Genomic DNA, 20944 nt, shown 5'->3' with positions numbered 1-20944 from the left:
ATAGGCGAGCGCGATCGCGCGACGGAAGGAGATCCATGTCCTGGCTTGTCACCGGCGGTGCCGGCTACATCGGAGCGCACGTGGTGCGCGCGCTCGCGGGCGCGGGCCTCACGCCCGTCGTGCTCGACGACCTCAGCAGCGGCCAGGCGTCGTTCGTCCCGGAGGACGTCGCCTTCGTCGAGGGCAGCATCCTCGACCGTGCGCTGGTCGAGCGCACGCTGCGCGAGCACGATGTGCAGGGCGTCATCCACGTCGCCGGGTTCAAGTACGCCGGCGTCTCCGTGCAGCGGCCGCTGCACACCTACGCCCAGAACGTCGAGGGCACGCGCATCGTGCTCGAGGCGATGGAGGCGGCGGGGGTGGCGAACATCGTGTTCTCCTCCAGCGCCGCCGTCTTCGGCACTCCCGACGTCCCCCTCGTCGTGGAGGACACGGACAAGCGCCCGGCGAGCCCCTACGGCGAGTCGAAGCTCATCGGCGAGTGGCTGCTGCGCGACCAGGCCGTCGCCACCGCCGACTCCGCCCGGCCGCTCCGGCACACCTCGCTCCGGTACTTCAACGTCGTCGGCTCCGCCGACCCGACCGTGTGCGACCGGAGCCCGCACAACCTCTTCCCGCTCGTCTTCGACGCGCTCCTCGAGGGGCGCACCCCCCGGATCAACGGCGACGACTACGCCACACCGGATGGCACCAACGTCCGCGACTATGTGCACGTCGGCGACATCGCGCTCGCGCACGTCGCCGCCGCCCAGCGCATGCTCGCCGGAGAGCCGATCGAGGCCGCCTACAACCTCGGCTCGGGCGACGGGCTCTCCGTCCGGCAGATCATGGACGCGATGGCCCGCGTCACCGGCATCGACTTCGTCCCCGAGATCGGCCCGCGTCGCGCCGGCGACCCCGACCGGATCGTCGCGACCGGCGAGCTGGCCGCGAGGGACCTGGACTGGAAGATGCGCCACGACGTGGACGCGATGGTCCGCTCCGGCTGGGAGGCCCGCCGCAACGCCGGCTGAGCCAGCCCCGCCGGCGTGGCCGGGCTGCGCGCGGGCCGGGCGGGGCGCGGCGGGCAACGCGCGGGGGTGCGGGCTACCCCTGCGACGCGTTGGCGAGGGCGATGAGCTGCGCCACCTGCTCCCTGTCCACGCCCATCCCGGGGAAGCCGGCCATCCGGCCGATCGGGAAGGACGACATCATCTTCGCGATGGCCTCGTCTCCCATGATGCCGGCGTCCATCGCACCGTCCGCGCTCTCGCGCATCGCGGCGAACCGCTCCTGCACGATCGGCCCGACGACCGGGTGCGCGAGCACGTCGGCGACCGAGGACTCCGGCGTCAGCGGGAGCCGCACCTCGTCGCCGTCGATCTCGACCTCGGCCGCGGCGCGGATGTCGCGGCTCGACGCGCCGGCCTCGATCCGGTAGCGACCACCCTCGACGACGAACCGGTCCACGCGCACGTCCCAGTAGGCCAGGTCGGCGCGACGGACCACGAGCTCGACCGCCGCCGTCTTTCCCGCGGGGATCTCGACCGAGGCGAACGCCTTGAGCTCTCGCGGGGCACGCTCCACGACCGACGACACGGGGCCGGCATAGACCTGGACGACCTCACGCCCGTCACGTGCGCCCGTGTTGGTGACGGGGATCGTGACGAAGAGGTCTCCGTCGGGCTGCACCGACACCGCGGCCTCGCCGTACGAGAAGCCCGTGTACGACAGACCGTGCCCGAACGGGTAGGCGACGGGCATCCGGCGGGCGTCATACCAGCGATAGCCCACGAGGATCCCCTCGCCATAGCGGACGTGCCCGAAGGAGCCGGGGAAGTTGCCGTAGGCAGGGGTGTCCTCGATCCGGAGCGGGATCGTCTCCGCGAGCCGCGCCGAGGGGTTCACCGCGCCGAGGAGCACGTCTGCCGTGGCCGACCCTCCCGCCTGCCCCAGCAGCCATGCCTCCACGATCGCCGGCGTCCGGTCGGCGAACGGCAAGGCCACGACCGACCCGTTCGACAGCACCACGACCGTACGCGGGTTCGCGGCGAGCACGGCGTCGAGCATCGCGAGCTGCGCCGCCGGCAGATCGATGTGCTCGCGGTCGAAGCCCTCTGACTCCTCCGCGTCTGTGAGTCCGAGGAACACCACAGCGACATCGCGGGAGGCCGCGAGCGCGACCGCCTCGTCGCGCAGCGCCGTCACCTGGTCCGCCGGGGCCGCGGGGTCGAAGGCGAAGCCCGGCGCGAAGGCGACCCGATCGCCGCACGCGATCGTCAGCGTGTCGAGCGCCGCGTCCACCCGCGTCGGGGTGATGTGCGAGGAGCCACCGCCCTGGTAGCGCGGCGTCCGGGCGAACTCGCCGATCACGGCGACCGTCACGTCCTCCGCGAGCGGCAGGAGGGGCGCGTCGCCGACCTCGTCGTTCTTCAGGAGCACGATGGAGCGCCCCGCCACCTCACGGGCGAGGGCGTGGTGGGCCTCGATGTCGAGCGGCCCGCTCGCGGCGGCGCGGCGCTGCGCCTTGCCGATCAGGGCCAGCATGCGGGCGGCCGCGGTGTCGAGCACGTCGCCGGAGAGCGTTCCGTCCGCCACCGCGGCGACGATCTGCGCGTCGGTCTGGCCGCCGCTGTACGGCATCTCCAGGTCGAGTCCCGCGGCGAGCGCGGCCACCCGGTCGTTCACCGCTCCCCAGTCCGACACGACGACGCCCTCGAATCCCCACTCGTCCCGCAGCACCCGGGTGAGCAGCCACGGGTCCTCCGAGGCGTAGACGCCGTTGATGCGGTTGTAGGAGCACATGACCGTCCACGGCTGCGCGTCCTTCACGACGCGCTCGAAGCCGCGCAGGTAGATCTCGCGCAGCGGACGCGGATCGACGTCGCTCGACGCTCGCATGCGGTCGTTCTCCTGGTTGTTCGCCGCGAAGTGCTTGAGCGAGGCGCCTACGCCCTGCGACTGGATGCCGCGCACCAGGCCTGCCCCGACGACCCCGGCGAGGATCGGGTCCTCCGAGACGTACTCGAAGTTGCGGCCGCACAGCGGCGAGCGCTTGATGTTGATGCCCGGTCCGAGGATCACGGCGACGTCCTCGATCGCCGACTCCACGCCCAGGGCGACGCCGACCCGCTCGGCGAGCACGGGGTCGAAGGCGGAGCCGAGGGCGGTGGCGGGCGGGAAGCAGGTCGCAGGGACGCTCGACGCCAGCCCGAGGTGGTCGCTCGCCCCCGCCTGCTTGCGCAGGCCGTGCGGGCCGTCGGTGAGCATGATCGCGGGGACGCCTGCCCGCGGGATCGCCGTGGTCGTCCAGAAGTCCGCGCCGCTGGTGAGCGAGGCCTTCTCCTCGACGGTGAGGGCGGCGAGGGCGTCCTGGGGGATGTCGGACATCGGGTGCTCCTTCGGTGCAGCGCACGGGTCGGGGACGGGGACTCCGTCGGACTCAATCAATCAGGTCGGATCATAAAAAGCAAGCGTTATTCGGTTTTTGGATGAAAGCGGCTGTCCGGGCGTCTACCATCGAGGGATGACACGACGCGGCTCCTACGCCAAGGGCATCGCCAAGCGCGAGGAGATCCTGCGCTCCGCGCTCTCCGTGGTCGCCCGCGAGGGCTACCACGGCGCCTCGGTGAAGGAGCTCGCCGAGGAGGTCGGGCTCAGCCAGGCCGGCCTGCTGCACTACTTCGACAGCAAGGAGGAGCTGTTCGTCGAGATCCTCCGCACCCGCGACACCCTCGACGTCGACGAGCACGGTGACCTGTTCCGCGGCGACATCGACGAGCTGCGCGAGGCGTACCTCGGACTCGTCCGCCACAACGCCGAGGTCCCCGGCCTCGTGGAGCTGTTCACGCGCCTCGCCGCCGACGCCGCGAACCCGCAGCACCCGTCGCGAGAGTTCTTCCGCGAGCGCGGCGAGGCCATGCGCGAGGGCTGGACGACGGCCATCGCCGCCGAGCAGGCCGCCGGGCGGGTGTCGGACCGGATCGACCCGACCGACCTCGCCCGCCTGCTGCAGGCCGTCACGGACGGCGCGCAGATGCAGTGGCTGGTCGAGCCGGAGCTCGACATGGCCGCGCTCGTCGACGCGCTCTTCGCCCTCGTCGCACCCGCACCCGCGTCAGGAGGCGAGGCAGAGGCGGTCCGCCCCGTGACGGAGAGGCGCCCTCTCAGACCACCGCCGATACGCTGACGACATGGAGACCCCCGTCATCCCCATCGTCGAGCCTCCCGTCGTCCAGACCGCTCTCGGGCCCGTCCGCGGCCTCTGGCGTGGAGTCCCCGGCGACGCAGACGCCTCGGCCGCCTTCCTCGGCATCCCTTTCGCCCAGGCGCCGGTCGACGAACGCCGCTTTCTCGCCCCCGTGCGGCCCGAGCCGTGGACCGAGGTCCGCGACGCCACCGCTTTCGGCCCCACCGCGCAGCGCGGCGACAAGGGCGAGACGCTCATCCCCGAGCCCAGCGTCCCGGGAGACGCGACCCTCAACGTGAACGTCTTCACACCGGATCCGACCCCGGGCACGGGGCTGCCGGTGATGGTGTGGATCCACGGCGGCGGATACGTCGACGGCTCGCCGGCGAGCCCCTGGTACGACGGACGGGCCTTCAACCGGGACGGCGTGGTGACGGTCGCCGTCTCGTATCGCCTGGGCTTCGACGGGTTCGGCTGGATCGAGGGCGCCCCCGCCAATCGCGGCGTCCTGGACTGGCTGGCCGCGCTGGAATGGGTGCAGGAGAACATCGCCGCCTTCGGCGGGGATCCGGCGCAGGTCACCGTGGCAGGGCAGTCCGCGGGAGGCGGCGCCGTCCTCACCCTCCTCGGCATGCCACGGGCACAGCACCTCTTCCATCGCGCGCTGGCCATCTCGCCCGCCATCGCCGACATCCCGCGGGAGCTCGTCGAAGCACGGTCCCTCCGGCTGGCCGAGCTCGCCGGCTGCGCCCCCGATCTCGCCGGCTTCCGCGACGTGCCAGAGCGGCGCCTGATGCAGCTGCAACCGCAAGCGGCCCTCCTGGACGCCAAAGGCGCCGCCGCGATGACCGACGTCCTGCGCAACGGCCTCCCGTGGGGGCCGGTGGTCGACGGCGAGCTCATCGAGCGCCCGACCGTGAAGTCGCTGCGCGCCGGGATCGGCGCGGGCAAACCGCTCCTGCTCGGATCGACCGACGACGAGTTCACGATGATCCTCGACGGCGTCCGCAACCGGCTGCGCCTTCTGCCCGCGGGCTGGGTCCTCGCCCGCATCCTGCGCGACCGCCGCCTCCGCCGCGCCTACCTCGCCGCCAACCGTCCACAACGTCGCAAGGGAACCGCCGCCGTGCTCGGCCGGTATGTCACGGATGTGGTGTTCCGGTCGCTCGTCGTCCGCGTCGCCGAGGCCCGCGCCGAGGAGCCCACCTGGGCCTACCGCTTCGCCTGGGTCTCTCCCACCCGCGGATGGTCGCTGCACTGCCTCGACGTGCCGTTCTGGTTCGACGCGCTGGACGAGCCGCATGTCGCGACTCTCGCCGGCGACGCGCCGCCGTCCGCGCTCGCCTCCACGATGCACGCCGCCGCCGTCGCCCTCATCCGCGACGGCGACCCTGGCTGGCCCACCTGGCGCTCTGAGCCCGGCACGACCCGCGTCTTCGGCGGCGCGCCCGACGAGCCCGCGATCTCGACGACCGCGTACGACGACGCCCTGCCGCTGGCCTGAGACCCGCCGCGGGCCGGACCGGGCCGGCGCTCCTCCTCTGCTCGGATGGCTGAAGATTCTCCGCCCGGCGGGCGATTCGGCCGCGGAGGCACAGCCGTCCGGAGAATCCTCAGCCATCTGCGCGCGCGGCCCCACCCGCACCCCACCCGCGACGCCGTCAGGGACGCGCGAAGGCCCCGCCCGAGGAACGGACGGGGCCTCACGGACAGGCCTTGCGGACGGCCGTCAGCCGCGAACGGGATCCAGGAGCGGGATCTCGTAACGATGCGGCGTGCCGAAGCGGTGTGCGGTGATCGAGACGGCCTGCTCGCGCAGGAACGTCAGCAGCTCGACCCGGCCGGCCGAGACCACGGGGCCCGCGTAGATCGCGAGGCTGGGGGACCCGTCCACCGCTGCTGCGGTCTCCGACGCCGTCGCCCCGATCACGCGCACACGACCGTCGCGCGCAGCGAGGCGGACGGCGTGAGCGGCCCACGCGGCCGCGTCCTCGGTCACGACCGTGACGTCGTTCGCACCGAGCCAGGTCAGCACGCCGGACGGAAGCGGCGACGCCGCGCTGACCGTCACCCGTGCACGGGCACGGCGGCCTGCGGCGACGACGCGGAGCAGCTCGGCGACGCGTCCGCCCTCGTAGCGGACCGTCACCGGCACGGCCTGGTAGCGCAGCGCGTTCTGCTCGGTCACGAGCCCCGTCGCGTCGCGCACGACCCCGAACTCGGACTCCCAGGCGTCGACGTCGGTCGCGAGCGCGGCGCGCAGCCACTCGGCGTCGGCCGCGTCCGCCGCCGCCACGGCCGAGGAGCCCAGGGCGTCGAGCGTCCGGGGCGAGCGGGCCGGGGCGTCGGCCCAGTCGGCGAGCCCGACGAGGTAGTTCGGCCCGCCGGCCTTGGAGCCCGCGCCGACCGCGGCCTTCTTCCAGCCGCCGAAGGGCTGGCGCTGGACGATCGCGCCGGTGGTGCCGCGGTTGACGTAGACGTTGCCGGCCTCGATGCGCGCGAGCCAGTGCTGCACCTCGTCCTCGTCGAGCGAGTGCAGGCCGGAGGTGAGGCCGTAGTCGATGTCGTTGACGATGTCGATCGCCTCGTCGAGGGTGTCCGCGGTCATGATGCCCAGCACGGGGCCGAAGTACTCCACCCGGTGGAACTCCGATCCGCGCACCACGCCCTCGCGGATGCCGGGACGCCAGAGCTGCCCCGCCTCGTCGAGCCGCTCCGGCTCGAGCAGCCAGCGCTCCCCGCCCTTCAGCTCGGTGAGCGCGCCGAGGAGCTTGCCCTCGGCCGGGCCGATCAGCGGCCCGATGCGTGTGGACCCGTCGCTGGGCGCGCCGACGTCGTAGGAGCGGACGGCGTCGACGAGCTGACGGCGGAAGCGCGCGGACCGCGCGGCGGAGCCGACGAGCACCACGAGCGAGGCGGCGGAGCACTTCTGGCCCGCGTGGCCGAAGGCGGAGTAGGCGACGTCCTTCGCGGCGAGGTCGAGGTCGGCGCTCGGCGTCACGATGATCGCGTTCTTCCCGCTGGTCTCTGCGAGGAGCGGGAGGTCCTTCCGGAAGCCACGGAACAGCTCGGCCGTCTCGTACCCGCCGGTGAGGATGACCCGTCCGACGGCAGGGTCGCTCACCAGACGCGTGCCGAGATCGCGACCGTCGAGCTGCACGTACTGCAAGACCTCGCGCGGCACGCCGGCCTCCCACAGCGCCTCGACCATGACCGCCCCCGAACGACGAGCCTGGCGGGCGGGCTTGATGACCACCGGAGAGCCGGTGGCGAGCGCCGAGAGCACAGAGCCCGCGGGAATCGCCACGGGGAAGTTCCACGGCGGTGTGACGACGGTCAGCCCGACCGGCTGCATGACCGCGCCGTCCACGTCGGCGAGGCGCCGGGCGCTCTCTGCGTAGTAGTGCGCGAAGTCGATCGCCTCGGAGACCTCGGGGTCGCCCTGCTCGATGACCTTGCCGGCCTCCGACCCCATGACCTCCAGCAGGTCGGCGCGCCGGGCCTCGAGCACGTCCCCCGCGCGGTGCAGGATCTCGGCACGGCCGTCGGCGCCGAGCGCGCGCCAGGCCTCGCCGGCCGCGACCGCGGTGGCGATCGTCTCGTCGACCTGCGCGACCGTGGACAGCGTGTGCGTGCGCGCCGTCTCCTCACCGAGCGTCGAGCCCTCCATCCGGGCACGGATCGCGTCGCCCCATGCCCGGTTGGCCGCGAGGCTCGGATCGGTGTCCGGCGTGTTCACGAACCCGTCGCGGAGGCCCGGAGCGGGCGCCGCGGTGCGGTCCTGCACGCGGTTGGGCCCGGGGACGCCGGCCGGCACGGTGCGGATCGAGGCGAGGAAGCGCTCCTTCTCACGCTCGAACAGCGCCGGGTCCGCGTCGAGGTCGAACACGGCCGACATGAAGTTCTCCGGCGACGCCCCCTCCTCCAGACGGCGGATGAGGTAGGCGATCGCGACGTCGAACTCGTCCGGGTGCACGACCGGGGTGTAGAGCAGGAGCGAGCCGACCGTGCGCTTGACGACCGTCGCCTGCGCCGAGGCCATGCCGAGAAGCATCTCGAACTCGATGCCCTCGGTCACGCTCCGCTGCTGCGCGAGGAGCCAGGCGAGGGCGATGTCGAAGAGGTTGTGCCCCGCGACGCCGATCCGGACGTTCCCGACGTGCTCGGGACGGAGAGCGTATTCGAGCACGGCCTTGTACGACGAGTCCGACTCCTGCTTGCTCGACCAGGTGGCCAGCGGCCAGCCGTGGGTTTCGGCGTCGACGGTCTCCATCGGCAGGTTCGCGCCCTTGACGACGCGGACCTTGACCGGCGCCCCTCCCGCGGCGACACGGGCGGCGGCCCACTCCTGCAGGCGGATCATCGCGCCGAGGGCGTCGGGGAGGTAGGCCTGCAGCACGATCCCCGCCTCGAGATCGCGGAACTCGGGACGGTCGAGGATGCCGGTGAAGACCGCGATCGTGAGGTCGAGGTCCTTGTACTCCTCCATGTCGAGGTTGATGAACTTCTTCCCGGAGGCGCCGCCCTTCGCCGTCGTGCCCTGAGCCGCGATGCGATAGAGCGGGAGAAGGGCGTCGATCGCGTGCGCGACGGCCTCGTCGAACGCCCAGGGGCTGTGCGGGGCGACGGTGGAGGACACCTTGATCGAGACGTAGTCCACGTCGTCACGGCGCAGGAGCCGGCGGGTGCCTTCGAGGCGACGGGCCGCCTCGTCGCGTCCGAGGATCGCCTCGCCGAGGAGGTTCACGTTCAGCCGGACGTCCTGGGCCTCCCGGATACGGCGGATCGCCGCGCCCAGCTTCTCGTCCCGCGCGTCGACGATGAGGTGGCGCACCATGCCCCGGAGCACCCGGCGGCTGATCGGCACGACGATCCCGGGGAAGAGCGGGGCGAAGGCGCCGCCGAGGGCGATCGCGGCGCGGAGCGGGAGCGGGAGGAACCCCGGGGTCAGCGGCACGAGCTCCTTGAGCTTCCGTGCGGCGACCCTCGTGTCCTCCGGCCGCACGACGCCGTCCACGAACCCGACGGTGAAGTCCAGGCCGTTCTCGTCGCGAAGGACGCCGGCGAGGCGCTGCGCGGCGGTGTCGACCGGCACGGCGCGGCTGTCGACGAGCCATTGACGGACGAGGGCGACGGCGTCGTCCGCGAGGGAGGCGAGGGCGGAGACGGCAGGAGTGCCCGCACCAGGAGCCGCAGCGGCGGGAGCGGTGTCGGAAGTGGCGGTCACGGCGGCGGGATCGGTCACGGTCATGGTTGCTCGGTTTCGGAGGGGTGGGTGGAGCGTGCGGGGGCACGACGATATCGATCCCAGCCTGTCCCTTCCGAACGTCTGTGAAAAGCGATGATTCATGACGGATAATGTTCGTCATATCCGTATGTTTCTTGAGGAGTGAAGGAGCTCCGTGTTCGAGCTGCGACGCCTGCGCCTGCTGCACGAGTTCGCGCTGCGGGGCACGATCGCCGAAGTGGCGGCGAGCCTCTCCTACAGCCCGTCCACGGTCTCGCAGCAGCTCGCCCTCCTGGAGCGTGAGGCAGGGGTCGCCCTCCTGGAGCCGGACGGGCGAAGAGTGCGGCTCACCCCGCACGGACGACTCCTCGCCGCGCACGCCGCGCGAGCCCTCGAGCTCGACGAGGCGGCCAGGCAGGCTCTCGCCACCGATCCCGCGCCCGCGGAGACCGTGCGGATCAGCGCGATGCCGACGGCAGCCGAGTCGCTCGTCCCCGCCGCGCTCACCCTGCTCGCCGAGCGGGCTCCCGCGCTCCGCGTGGAGATGGTCGAGACCCCGCCCGAGGAGGGGCTGTTCGAGCTCATCGCACGGCGCTTCGACCTCGTGATCGCCGAGCAGTATCCCGGGCACACGCGCGAGCGGCGCGGTGGGACGACGCACGCGCTCATCGGCGAGGACCCGATCCGGCTCGTGCTGCCGCCGGGCGAGGCGCCCGCCTCGCTGCCGGCGCTGCGCGACCGGCCCTGGGTCATGGAGCCACGCGGGTCCGCCGCCCGGCAGTGGACGATGCAGCAGTGCCGTGCCGCGGGCTTCGAGCCCGACGTTCGCTACGAGGCCGCCGACCTCACCGCCCACGTCCGGCTGATCGCCGCCGGGCACGCGGTGGGAATGCTGCCCGACCTGATCTGGGGCGACGCCGCGGCAGGGCTGACGCTCGCGGACCTCCCCGGCGACCCGGTGCGCGAGGTCTTCGCCGCCGTCCGCGAGTCCGCGCGGGACAGCGACGCCATCGCCCTCGTGCGGGACGCCCTCCGCGACGCCTTCCCCGCCCGCCGTTCCTCCTGACCCGGCGGACGCTGAGCCGGGGGCTGAGCCTGTGGGACTGAGCCTGCGATCGCCGGACCGGTCCTGCGTCACGAGACCGCTTCCGTGTCACGAGACCGCTTCCGTGTCACGAGACCGCTTCTCCCTCACGAGACCGCGGATTTCCCAGTAGCTCTCGAGACGGAGAAGCAGTCTCGCCCCGAGGCGCGACTGCCGAGGGCGCGAGGGTGAGAGGGAACACGGAGGAGCGGGCACACAAAGCCAGGGCACGCGAAGGAGCGGGCACGCGGAGGAGCGGGCCTCAGGCCGAACGCACCGTCGCGTCCCGGATCCGCTGCCGCATGATCCGTATCGCCTCGGGGTTGACGTCCACGAGCACCGCGTCGCGGCCGAGCTCCGCGGCCACCGCACCCGTCGTGCCGCTGCCGGCGAACAGGTCGAGCACGCGGTCCCCCGGGCGGCTGGAGGCCTGCACGATCCGGCGGAGGATCCCCTCGGGCTTCTGGGTGGGGTATCCGGTCTTCTCCCGCCCAGAGGTGGGAACGATCGTGTGCCACCACACGTCCGTGGGGAGCTTGCCCCGCTCAGCCTTCTCCGCGCTCACGAGCCCCGGAGCCATGTACGGCTCCCGCTCGATCTCGTCCACATTGAAGACGTGTGCCCCCGGGGTCTTCACGTACACGAGGATCGTGTCGTGCTTGGTGGGCCAGCGGGTGCGGGGCTTGGCGCCGTAGTCGTATGCCCAGATGATCTCGTTGAGGAAGCGCTCGCGGCCGAAGACCGCGTCGAGCATGACCTTGGCGTAGTGCGCCTCGCGGTAGTCGAGGTGCAGGTAGAGCGTGCCGTCGTCGTCGAGGAGGCGCCATGCCTCCTCGAGCCGCGGCATGAGGAAGTCGCCGTAGTCGTCGAAGCGGTCGTCGTAGGCGTGCAGCAGGCTCCGCACCCGCTCGTAGCGATGGCCGTGGAAGCCGCGGTTGACCTCGACATCGGAGCCGTCGGTCGCGACGGGATCGGTGCCGCTCGCCACCGCGGAATCCGCTTCGTCCTCCGCGGTCGGAGGCAGGGCACGTCGGACGGAGACCGCGTGCCGCTCCTGTACGCGCCCGGTGTTGAACGGCGGATCGAGGTAGACGAGGGTGAAGGACCCGGACGGCAGGGTCGCCGCGACGGCGAGGCTGTCACCGTGGACGATCTCGACCGCTCCCCGGCCGTTCGTCTCCGCCGCCCCCGCCGCGCCCGGTCCGCTCACGGAACGCGGTGCAGCCAGGCGTCGGTCCCGAACTTCGAGGTCACGAGAGCCTCCGCCTCGGCGTACTCCTCGGCCGAGATGACGCCGTCCTCCGCGCCGGTGAGCCCGCGGAAGGTCCCGATGAAGCGATCGATGATCTCCGCACGGGAGAGGCCGGTCTGGCTGCGCAGCGGATCGACGCGCTTGGCCGCCGACGCCGTCCCCTTGTCGCTGAGCTTCTCGCGCCCGATGCGGAGCACCTCGGTCATCGTCTGACCGTCGATGTCGTAGGAGAGCGTCGCGTGATGCAGCACGCCCCCGTTCGCCAGGCGCTTCTGGGCCGCCCCGCCGATCTTCCCGGAGGGCCCTGCGATGTCGTTGAGCGGCTGGTAGACCGCGTCGATGCCCAGAGAGCGGAGCGCCTGGAGCACCCAGTCGTCGAGGAAGGCGTAGGAGTCGGCGAACGTCATGCCCTGCACGAGCGCGGCAGGCACGTAGAGCGAGTAGGTGATGATCTGGCCCGCGGCCATCATCATCGCCCCGCCGCCGGAGATGCGTCGCACGACGTCGAAGCCGTGCTTCGCCGCACCCTCGGGGTCCACCTCATTGCGGAGCGACTGGAACGAGCCGATGACGACGGCCGACTCGTCCCATTCCCAGATGCGCAGGGTGGGACGGCGCAGTCCCCCGCCGACGCGTGTCGTCAGCACTTCGTCGAGCGCGAGGTTCGTTCGCGGCGAGACGGCGTCCTCGTGCACGATCTCCCAGTCGAAGTCCCGCCATCCCGGAGCGGTGACCAGCGCGCGGCGCACCGCCGTCCCCACCGCGTCCGGCGTGAACCCGAGGAGCTGGGCGCCCTCGGGAAGGGCGGAACGGACGGCGGCGGCGATGCCGGCCGCGTCGGTCTCGGCGGGCAGCCCCGAGACGGCGGCGTTGATGTCGTCGAGCGCCGTGTCGGGCTCGAGGAAGAAGTCGCCCGCGAGACGGAACCCGGAGATCGCCCCGCCCGTCACCTCGAAGTCGACGACGACGAGCTTTCCGCCGGGGACCTTGTATTCACCATGCACGTCCCCAGCCTACGCGCGGCACGGCGCGGTTCTGCGGAACGGCGTCCGCTAACGAGGGACGTGCCGGTCGAGCCAGGCCAGCACGTCGGCGCGCACCTCGTCCTGCTGGAGCTCGGCGAAGACCTCGTGCCGGGCGTCAGGGTACACGAGCGTGGTCACGTCGGTGAGACCGGAACGGGTGCGGTACTCGTCGGCGAGCCGGTGCACGCTGCGCGGGCCGCCGACCGGGTCGTCCCGGCCGACGAGGAGCAGGATCGGGACGTCGGCCCCCAGGTCCTTGCGCGGGCGCCCGTACAGCCTCGCCGCCTCGACCGGCCCGAAGAGCGCGAGCAGGGGCTCCTGCGTCGTGAGCGGATCGGCGGCGAAGGCGGACCACACCTCGGGATCCCGGGAGAGCCATTCCAGGCCGGTCGCCCCCGGCCCCGCCCAGCGGGCGTTCAACGGCCTGGCGTTGAGGAAACGCGGAGTGCGCAGCGCGGAGCCGCTGAGGATCACGGCGTCGTACGCGTCGGGGTGATCGTTCAGGAGCATCTGGGAGAGGAAGGACCCCCAGGAATGACCGAGGAGCACGAGAGGGACCCCCGGGTGCTCGGTGCGGATGATCTGGGTGAGCTGCCACTCCGCGGCGACCGCCGCACGGAGCCCTCCCGGCCCGAGGCGCCCGAGCCTGGACGCGTCGCCGCCGTGCTGCTTCATCCCGGTGCGGCCGTGCCCGCGGTGGTCGTCCGCGTAGACCGTGAACCCGGCGCCGGTCAGCGCGTCGATCAGCGCGCCGTATCGGCCTGCGTGCTCGCCCACCCCGTGCAGCAGCTGCACGACGCCACGGAGCGGCGCGTCCGGGGCGCCCGCCGCGGGATGCACGTCGTAGACGATCGCGATGCCGTGCGCGTCGGTGAACTCGGCGGTGCGGAACTCGGCCATGCCCCGAGTCTACGGAGTCGGTGCGAGGCGCCGTGTGGTCCCCGCTCGCGGCAGTGGTCCGGCCTCGGCACGAGATCATGGTTCGCCGTGTGGCGCGCGGGCTACAGCCCCAGAGCCTCGCGCACCGCCTTCGCCTGAGCGAGGTCGGTGACGTCGTGCCCGCCGACGCCGTCGGCGGCGGATCCCATCCGCACGTCTCCCTGGGCGAGCACCGTCCGCTTGGCTGAGAAGTGCACCGCGTCGACGCCGGTCGCCGCGATCTCGGCCACCGTATGGGCGTTCACCCCGCTCCCGGCCATCACCTCGATCCGCCCGTCTGCGGTCGTCACCAGCGCCCGCAGCGTGTCGAGGCCGTCGATCGCGGACGACACGCCTCCCGATGTCAGCACGCGCGCGAAGCCGAGCTCGACGGCGGAGATGAGCGCGGCCAGCGGGTCCGGCGTCACGTCGATCGCGCGGTGCAGCGTGACCGGCGCCCCTCCCGCCGCATCCCGCAGCCGGGCCAGGGCTTCCACGTCGACGGTCCCGTCCGCGGCGAGCGCGCCGATCACGACGCCGGACGCGCCATGGGCGACGGCGAAACGAACGTCGTGTTCGCTCGCGGCCAGCTCCTCCGCGCTGAAGTGGAAACCGCCGGCTCGCGGGCGGATGAGCGCGTGCACCTCGGGTCCGTCGTCCCCCGCGGTCTCGACCGCCTGCGCGAGCGTGGCGGGCGAGGCGGTCAGACCTCCGAGCGGAAGGGCCTGGGCCAGTTCGACGCGCGCGGCGCCGATCTCTCGGGCGACGCGCACACCAGCGGCGTCCTGGACGGCGACTTCGAGGGCAATCGTCATGCCTCCATTCTTCCCGCTCCCGCGGACGCGCTCCGCCATCGCTCCGATGTCTGCAGCTTCCGCGCCACCCGAAAACTACTTAGACTGTCTAAGTAATGACCTCCCCCGAAGACCCCCTCCATCGCACCGCCACCGATCTGCGGTTCGCCGCGTTCCGTCTCGCCCGTCGGCTGCGCTCGGTCCGCGCGGTCGACGCGATGAGCGACGCGCAGCTGGCCGTGCTCGCCGGACTGCGCATGCACGGACGGCACTCGGTCTCAGCCCTCGCCGAGCGCGAGCACGTCACTGCTCCGTCGATGAGCGCCATGCTCACCGGGCTCGAGGAGCAGGGCTACGTCGTGCGGATCCCCGACCCGGACGACCGGCGACGGGTGCAGGTGGAGATCACGGAGGTCGGGGCGGACATCGTCGCGGAGACCGTCCGCCGCCGCGACGAGCTGATGGCGGCGAAGCTCTCCGCCGCCGACCTCACCCCGCACGAGCTCGAGGTGCTCCGTGAGGCGAGCGCGCTGATGCGAAGGGTCGCCGAGCTGTGAGCGCGATGTTCCGGTCGTTCTCGACTTTCAACTACCGCGTCTGGTTCCTCGGCGCGATCGTCTCCAACGTCGGCGGCTGGATGCAGTCGACCGCGCAGGACTGGGTCGTGCTCACCGAGCTCACCGACAACGACGCGACCGCGATGGGCGTGACGATGGCCTTGCAGTTCGGCCCGCCGCTCGTGCTCGTGAGCCTGACCGGATGGGTGGCCGACCGCTTCGATCGGCGCAAGGTCCTCCTCACCACGCAGACGTCGCTGATGCTGCTCGGCGTCGGCGTGGCCGTCCTGCTCCTCACCGGCGTGATGACGCTTCCGCTCATGCTCCTGTTCGCGCTGGGCTTCGGGGTCGCGAACGCCTTCGACGCGCCCGCGCGGCAGGCCTTCGTCTCCGACATGGTCCGCTTGGAGGACGCCTCCAACGCCGTCGCCCTGAACTCCGCCTCGTTCAACATGGCCCGGCTCATCGGTCCCGCGATCGGCGGTCTGCTGATCGTCGCGATCGGGTCGGGCTGGGTCTTCGTCGCGAACGCGGCGACCTTCCTCGCGATGATCGTCGCCCTGCTGCTGATCCGTCGCGGCGAGCTCATCCCCCGCGTGAAGAACCGGAGCTCCGGCGGGCTCGCCGAGGGCTTCCGCTACGTCCGCAGCCGCCCGGACCTGCTGGTCGTGTTCGCCATGGTGTTCCTCATCGGCGCCTTCGGGATGAACTTCCCGATCTTCGCCTCGACCATGGCGCTGGAGTTCGGGCGGCAGGCCGACGGATACGGGATCCTCAGCTCGGTGCTCGCGATCGGCTCCCTCACCGGCGCGCTCCTCGCCGCACGCCGCGACCGCGCGCGCGTGCGGGTGCTGGTGATCGCCGCCGCGGGGTTCGGCGTGGCCTCGATCGTCTCGACGTTCATGCCGACGTACTGGTCGTACGCGGTCGTCCTCGTCTTCGTCGGCTTCTCGACAGTGACGATGCTGACCACGGCCAACGGCTACGTGCAGACGACGACAGACCCGGCGCTGCGCGGACGCGTGCTCGCGCTGTACATGGCGGTCATCATGGGCTCGACGCCTGTCGGCGCGCCCATCGCCGGATGGATCGTCGACGCCTTCTCCGCGCGCACCGCCATCGCCGTGGGCGGTGTCGCCGGAATCGTCGCGTTCGCGATCGGGATCACCTGGATGTCCGTCTCCGGGCGACTGCACCGGAGGGACGACGCCCGCTTCCTGCTCACGCTGGACGAGACCCGCCCGCTCTCGGTGGTGCGCGCGATGGATCCCGCCGCCTTCCGCGACGAGAAGGCCGCGACGACCGCCGCCACGCCCATCCGCGTCGAGCGCAAGGACCCGCCCACGCCCTGATCCGCGCTCGGGTTCTTCCCCCGGCGCCCCGTCAGCGTATGAATGTCGGACCAACGACACCCCGTCGGCCCCAACCCGCAAACCAACCCGACAAACGTGCTCAGGCCCGACAAACGTCAGGGCTGAGCCCGGGGCAGGGCAGCCAGGGTTCCCAGACGTCATCGGCCCGAGGCGGGCGAGCCGGCAGCACCGGTCGTGTCGCCCTGACCTGCCTCGGCATCGGGCGCGTCCGACTCGCCGCCGGAGGCACCCGTCTCGGCGGACGGCATCGGGACGACCGAGATCGAGACCGATGTCACGCCATCCGCATCGAGGACGAGCGGATCGACCGACGGAGCGGCGGGAAGGAGGAACTCATCCTCGTCGTCGAGGGGCTCGCCGGGGAGCGCCGCCCAGGCAGACGGCTCCTCAGGGCGTTTCGCGAAGAGTCCCATCCGTCCATTGTGCGCCCGTTCTGTGTGGCTCTTCTGTGCGCCCGCCGGGCAGCAGTGCGGCTCGTGCCGAGGGGCGGGACGCGTCGGGCGCGAGGACGGCGAGGACGCGGACCAGCGTGGTCATCCAGAGGAACCCGAGCCCGACGGCGATCGCCTCCAGCGCGGCACCGGAGAGCACTCGCCACGGCATCCACAGCAGCACCGCGCCGACCAGCAGCACCCCGAGCCCCCAGGTCGTGAGCGCCAGCGCACGCGGCGGCCCCGGGAGGACCCACGCCGTGACCGAGGCTGCGGCAAGGAACAGGGCGAGAGAGGCGACCGCGGCGACGATGTGCGGCACGGCCCATGGCCAGACGGGGACCGCGCCGACCACGACGAGCGCGGTCCCCGCCGCTGCCCACAGCAGCACCGCGACCGAGATGCGGGGAAGGGCCTCGTCGCCGATCAGGCGGTGCAGGTCGCGGCCGATGTAGGAGCCCACCGTGGCCATGAGGAACCCGGCGAGGATCAGCGTGCCGTTGAACGCCCATCCACCGTCGCCGAGACCGAGCTGCGAGAAGTTGTCCTCCCACCACCGCGGCTCGGTGGCGGTGAGCATCGCGAACAGCGTGCCGATGAGGAGGAAGCCGAACACGAGACCGGCGAGATCGCGCGTGCGCAGGCCGATGCCGGCCCCGTAGGCGAAGCGTCCGCCGACCGCGCTCGCGACCCCGGTGAACAGGCCGCCGCCGATCGCGGCCACCTCCAATCCCTCCAGCCCCTCCGCGAGCACCTGGCTCGCGAGCAGCACGCCGAGCGCCGCGACCGCGCCGAAGGCGATCGTCGTGGCTGCGCTCGACAGGTCCGCGACGACGGTCTGCCATCGGGGCATCGCCTTGGTCTCGCCACGACGGCTGGTGAGGGCGCTGACGACGAAGGCGAGCGCGGAGACGACTCCGGCGACGAGGGCGGCAGGGACGCTCATCGCGCCGGGCCCCGCCAGCGGCCGCGGATCCCCGCCGAGGAGGATCGCGCCGGCCACGGTTCCGATGATGAAGCAGACGCCCGTCGCGACGACCGTCCGCGTCTCGCGCCGCAGCGCCTCGTCCTCGTCCATCCCTCCCATCGAACCATGGACGGCGATCCGCCCGGGTCCCGGGCAGGGCGGACAGACCCGGCCCGGCGCCGCCATGCGACACCGGGCCGGGGAGGAAGCCGAGGAGAGACCGGTCAGGCGGCCAGGACCTCGCGCTCCAGGCGGGCGTACGAGGCCTCCATGCCATCGGTCATACCGGTGGCGAGGATCATGTCGCGGGTCTCCTTGTCGGGGTACTCGATGAGGAGGGTGATGAGCGTCGCGCCGTCCTCCTCTTCAAGGTTGAGGTCGTTGAGCGTCGACGGCCCCTCCATCCCCGTCATCCGCTCGGTGCTCACCTCCCGCCGCGGGGCGTCGACGAGGAGGGCCTCTCCCTCGAACCCGAAGGCCTGGCCTTCGTTGTCGCCGACCGGCGCCCACGCCCAGCGGAAGCTCTGCCCCGCCTCGGTCGCGGGCTCGCAGAGGGTCATCTCCCAGCCGTCGGGACCGATCATCCAGGCCCGCAACAGCTCCTCCTCGTGGTAGGCCCGCCAGACGAGCTCGCGCGGTCCCTCCACGAGCCGCGTGATGCGGACGTGGGTGTCGTCGAGCAGCTCGGTCTGCGTGCCCTTGCCCTGGGCGTAGGCCCGCAGGCCCTCCAGCACCCGGTCGAGCTGGTTCATGGCCATCGTCGAGCCCTCCACGGCGCCCATCGCCACGACCTGCTCCAGCGCCTCTGCCGAGGTGAAGTACGTGGTGTTGGTCAGCCGGGAGCCCTTGTCCGTCGCAGAGAACGCGAAGGACATCCGCATCGCCGGGAAGCCGTCGAGCGGGGCGCCCTCATCGTCGACGAAGCTGTCCAGCACCTCGAAGCGCGTGGGCGCTTCGATCGCGAGGAACTCCCACGACCCTGCGGAGGTCTCGCCCTTCGGGCTGGTCATCCGATAGTCCGCGCGACCGCCGACCACGGGGTCGAACGCGGTGAAGGTCGCCGGCCATCCGGGCGGGCCCCAGAAGCGCTCGAGCTGACGGGGATCGGCGAAGGCCGCCCACAGCCGCTCGACGGGGGCGGCGAAGTCCGCGACAAGGGTCATCGTCAGCTTCTCAGGGTCGGTGGTGACTTCGGTCACGGGCATTGTCGTGCTCCTTCGGTTCAGAGGATCTTCAGTGTTCGGGGGTCGGCTCGGCCAGCAGCGCGTCGAGGCGACCGACGCGCGCCCGCCAGAGGTCTTCGTATCGGGCCAGCAGGGCCCGTGCCCGGGCGATCATCGTGGGATCCGCCCGGACGAGGCGTTCGCGCCCTTCGGCGCGCTTGACGATGAGGTGCGCGGCCTCGAGCACGGCGACGTGCTTCTGCACAGCCGCGAAGGACATGTCGTAGTCGCCGGCCAGCTGCGAGATCGACTGCTCTTCGAGGATCGTCCGCCGAAGGATGTCGCGTCGCACTGTCGCGGCCAACGCCTGGAACAGGCGGTCGGTCTCGTCATCGCTCAACTCAATTCGTGCAACCATTTGGTTGTACGTTAATGGAAGCCTCCCCTCCCGTCAAGGGTCTCTTGATTTGTCCCTCCACGCGCGTATCGTCCCCGACAAGGGGACGTCACGACCGGAGGGCACACCATGGACGAGCCACAGGGGATCATCCCCTCCTACCTGCTGAACCGGCTGGCGCAATCCGGCCGGTTCCCGGAGGCCGCGCAGGCAGCACGGCAGACGCTCGCCGTCGGCCGCCCTGAGCGGCGGACGAGACTCGAGCTCTCGATCGACGAGAACGGATCGCTCGTCGCACAGGTCGAGGCCGCACCCACCCGTACGATCAGCGACGCCCACGGCACCGAGAGGCTGCCTGGCGCCGTCGTGCGCCGCGAGGACGACGGGCCGGTGAAGGACGCCACGGTGAACGAGGCCTACGACGGGCTCGGCGCGACCTTCGACCTCCTGCTCGACGCGTTCGGCCGCAACTCCCTCGACGACGCCGGCGCACCCCTCGACGCGACCGTGCACTACGGCTCCGGCTACGACAACGCCTTCTGGGACGGGCAGCGGATGGTGTTCGGCGATGGCGACGGCCAGGTGTTCCGCGGGTTCACCGGGTCGCTCTCGGTGATCGGGCACGAACTCGGACACGGCGTGATCCAGAGCACGGCGGGCCTGGAGTATCAGGATCAACCCGGCGCGCTGAACGAGTCGATCGCGGACGTGCTGGGCGCCCTGACCGAGCAGCGGGAGCGCGGGCAGTCCGCCCACCAGGCCGACTGGCTCATCGGCGCAGGGATCTTCACCGGCGCTGTACAGGGCAAGGCGCTCCGATCCATGCTCCATCCCGGCACGGCCTACGACGATGACGAGCTGGGCACCGACCCGCAGCCGGCGCACATGCGCGACTACGTGCGGACGACCGAGGACCACGGCGGCGTCCACATCAACTCCGGCATCCCCAACCGGGCGTTCGCGCTGTTCGCCCGGGCCGTCGGCGGCGACGCCTGGGAGACGGCCGGAGGCGTCTGGTACCGGGCGCTCACGGGCGGCCTCTCGGCCACGGCGACGTTCGCCGCGTTCGCGACCGCGACGCTCGCCGCGGCGGAGGAGGACGGCCAGAAGGTCGTCGCCGCGCTGCGCACGGCCTGGACGACGGTGGGCGTCCTCGACGACGGGAAAGACGATGCGCCAACCGGCTCCCGGCGCTGACGGGGTCCCGGACGACCGGGAGGCCGTCCCGCCGCCGGCGGACGGGGACGCGCCCGGCCCCGAGTCGTCCTCCCCCCGGGGCGACGACGGGCGGGCGGGAACGCTCGCGATCATCGTCGTCCGCACGGGCGGCATCGCCGGCCTCCGCCGGGAGTGGCGGGTGGAGCCGCCACACGAGCAGGCGAGGCGCTGGGCCGAGCTCGTCGAGCGCTGCCCGTGGGAGTCGCCCCTCCCTGCGGCCGACGGGGCGGACCGGTTCGTCTGGCGGATCGTCGCGCACCTGCCCTCCGGTGACCGCGCGCGCGACGTGCCCGAGGCGCAGCTCACCGGGCCGTGGCGCTCCCTCGTCGACGCCGTGCGCGACGCCGCGGACTGAAGGCGCTCGCGGACC

The 20944-nt window shown here is 72.1% G+C and carries 18 protein-coding genes; 8 read left to right on the top strand and 10 right to left on the bottom strand.

The features are described 5' to 3' along the window. Window positions 1-35: 35 nt before the first annotated feature. Window positions 36-1013, top strand: coding sequence for a UDP-glucose 4-epimerase GalE (galE, locus tag ACP15J_RS12230; RefSeq protein WP_424937273.1), 978 nt, complete (start codon window positions 36-38; stop codon window positions 1011-1013). Window positions 1014-1086: 73 nt separating this feature from the next. On the opposite strand, the gene ACP15J_RS12225 is transcribed toward galE, so the two are convergent. Next, window positions 1087-3369 carry a glycoside hydrolase family 3 C-terminal domain-containing protein gene (locus ACP15J_RS12225; protein WP_424937272.1) on the bottom strand — a complete coding sequence of 761 codons (2283 nt, stop codon included), beginning with the start codon at window positions 3367-3369 and terminating at the stop codon, window positions 1087-1089. A gap of 136 nt (window positions 3370-3505) precedes the next feature. On the opposite strand from ACP15J_RS12225, the gene ACP15J_RS12220 reads away from it, so the two are divergent. Together ACP15J_RS12220 and ACP15J_RS12215 are read left to right on the top strand one after the other, a co-directional pair. Further along, on the top strand, window positions 3506-4168 hold the full coding sequence (locus tag ACP15J_RS12220; RefSeq protein WP_424937271.1) for a TetR/AcrR family transcriptional regulator: 663 nt from the start codon (window positions 3506-3508) through the stop codon (window positions 4166-4168). 4 nt (window positions 4169-4172) lie between these two features. Next, on the top strand, window positions 4173-5672 hold the full coding sequence (locus ACP15J_RS12215) for a carboxylesterase/lipase family protein (protein WP_424937270.1): 1500 nt from the start codon (window positions 4173-4175) through the stop codon (window positions 5670-5672). A 225-nt stretch (window positions 5673-5897) separates the two neighbouring features. Here ACP15J_RS12215 and ACP15J_RS12210 read toward each other — a convergent pair whose 3' ends face one another. Further along, window positions 5898-9419, bottom strand: a complete 3522-nt coding sequence (locus ACP15J_RS12210) for a bifunctional proline dehydrogenase/L-glutamate gamma-semialdehyde dehydrogenase (protein ID WP_424937269.1) — start codon at window positions 9417-9419, stop codon at window positions 5898-5900. Between the two features lie 151 nt (window positions 9420-9570). On the opposite strand from ACP15J_RS12210, the gene ACP15J_RS12205 reads away from it, so the two are divergent. Next, window positions 9571-10461, top strand: a complete 891-nt coding sequence (locus tag ACP15J_RS12205; protein ID WP_424937268.1) for a LysR family transcriptional regulator — start codon at window positions 9571-9573, stop codon at window positions 10459-10461. Between the two features lie 280 nt (window positions 10462-10741). On the opposite strand, the gene ACP15J_RS12200 is transcribed toward ACP15J_RS12205, so the two are convergent. The 4 genes from ACP15J_RS12200 to ACP15J_RS12185 form a co-directional block, all read right to left on the bottom strand. Beyond that, on the bottom strand, window positions 10742-11689 hold the full coding sequence (locus ACP15J_RS12200) for a DNA-methyltransferase (protein ID WP_424937267.1): 948 nt from the start codon (window positions 11687-11689) through the stop codon (window positions 10742-10744). Next, a complete protein-coding gene (locus tag ACP15J_RS12195) occupies window positions 11686-12735 on the bottom strand; it encodes a lipoate--protein ligase family protein (RefSeq protein WP_424937266.1) in 1050 nt (349 codons plus the stop codon). Before ACP15J_RS12195 ends, ACP15J_RS12200 begins: the two co-directional genes overlap by 4 nt. Window positions 12736-12783: 48 nt before the next feature. Further along, window positions 12784-13656: an alpha/beta fold hydrolase gene (locus tag ACP15J_RS12190; RefSeq protein WP_424937265.1), complete on the bottom strand. Its 873-nt coding sequence runs from the start codon at window positions 13654-13656 to the stop codon at window positions 12784-12786. Window positions 13657-13757: 101 nt separating this feature from the next. Beyond that, the gene (locus ACP15J_RS12185; RefSeq protein WP_424937264.1) at window positions 13758-14489 is read right to left on the bottom strand and encodes a copper homeostasis protein CutC; all 732 of its coding nucleotides are present in this window, start codon (window positions 14487-14489) and stop codon (window positions 13758-13760) included. Between the two features lie 95 nt (window positions 14490-14584). Here ACP15J_RS12185 and ACP15J_RS12180 point away from each other — a divergent pair, with 95 nt between their 5' ends. Both ACP15J_RS12180 and ACP15J_RS12175 read left to right on the top strand, forming a co-directional pair. Beyond that, window positions 14585-15025 (top strand): MarR family winged helix-turn-helix transcriptional regulator, encoded by a 441-nt coding sequence (locus ACP15J_RS12180; RefSeq protein ID WP_424937263.1) that lies wholly within the window; start codon window positions 14585-14587, stop codon window positions 15023-15025. Between the two features lie 5 nt (window positions 15026-15030). After that, a complete protein-coding gene (locus ACP15J_RS12175) occupies window positions 15031-16377 on the top strand; it encodes an MFS transporter (protein WP_424937314.1) in 1347 nt (448 codons plus the stop codon). Window positions 16378-16535: 158 nt separating this feature from the next. Here ACP15J_RS12175 and ACP15J_RS12170 read toward each other — a convergent pair whose 3' ends face one another. The 4 genes from ACP15J_RS12170 to ACP15J_RS12155 all read right to left on the bottom strand — a co-directional run bounded on the left by ACP15J_RS12170 (window position 16536) and on the right by ACP15J_RS12155 (window position 19377). Then, window positions 16536-16811: a hypothetical protein gene (locus ACP15J_RS12170; protein WP_424937262.1), complete on the bottom strand. Its 276-nt coding sequence runs from the start codon at window positions 16809-16811 to the stop codon at window positions 16536-16538. Beyond that, the gene (locus ACP15J_RS12165; protein WP_424937261.1) at window positions 16786-17907 is read right to left on the bottom strand and encodes a DUF998 domain-containing protein; all 1122 of its coding nucleotides are present in this window, start codon (window positions 17905-17907) and stop codon (window positions 16786-16788) included. The genes ACP15J_RS12170 and ACP15J_RS12165 overlap by 26 nt, the downstream gene beginning before the upstream one ends. 113 nt (window positions 17908-18020) lie before the next feature. Next, window positions 18021-19001, bottom strand: coding sequence for an SRPBCC family protein (locus tag ACP15J_RS12160; protein WP_424937260.1), 981 nt, complete (start codon window positions 18999-19001; stop codon window positions 18021-18023). Between the two features lie 28 nt (window positions 19002-19029). Next, window positions 19030-19377: an ArsR/SmtB family transcription factor gene (locus ACP15J_RS12155; protein ID WP_424937259.1), complete on the bottom strand. Its 348-nt coding sequence runs from the start codon at window positions 19375-19377 to the stop codon at window positions 19030-19032. A 108-nt stretch (window positions 19378-19485) separates the two neighbouring features. Between ACP15J_RS12155 and ACP15J_RS12150 the strand changes: the two genes are divergently transcribed. Beyond that, on the top strand, window positions 19486-20553 hold the full coding sequence (locus ACP15J_RS12150) for a M4 family metallopeptidase (protein WP_424937258.1): 1068 nt from the start codon (window positions 19486-19488) through the stop codon (window positions 20551-20553). Next, window positions 20528-20929 carry a protealysin inhibitor emfourin gene (locus ACP15J_RS12145; RefSeq protein WP_424937257.1) on the top strand — a complete coding sequence of 134 codons (402 nt, stop codon included), beginning with the start codon at window positions 20528-20530 and terminating at the stop codon, window positions 20927-20929. Before ACP15J_RS12150 ends, ACP15J_RS12145 begins: the two co-directional genes overlap by 26 nt. Window positions 20930-20944 lie beyond the last annotated feature (15 nt).

The organism is Microbacterium sp. S308A+ (genome assembly GCF_049800815.1).
GTDB lineage: Bacteria > Actinomycetota > Actinomycetes > Actinomycetales > Microbacteriaceae > Microbacterium.
The sequence above is the reverse complement of the archived record's forward strand: the minus strand, read 5'-3'. Positions and strand labels throughout refer to the sequence as shown.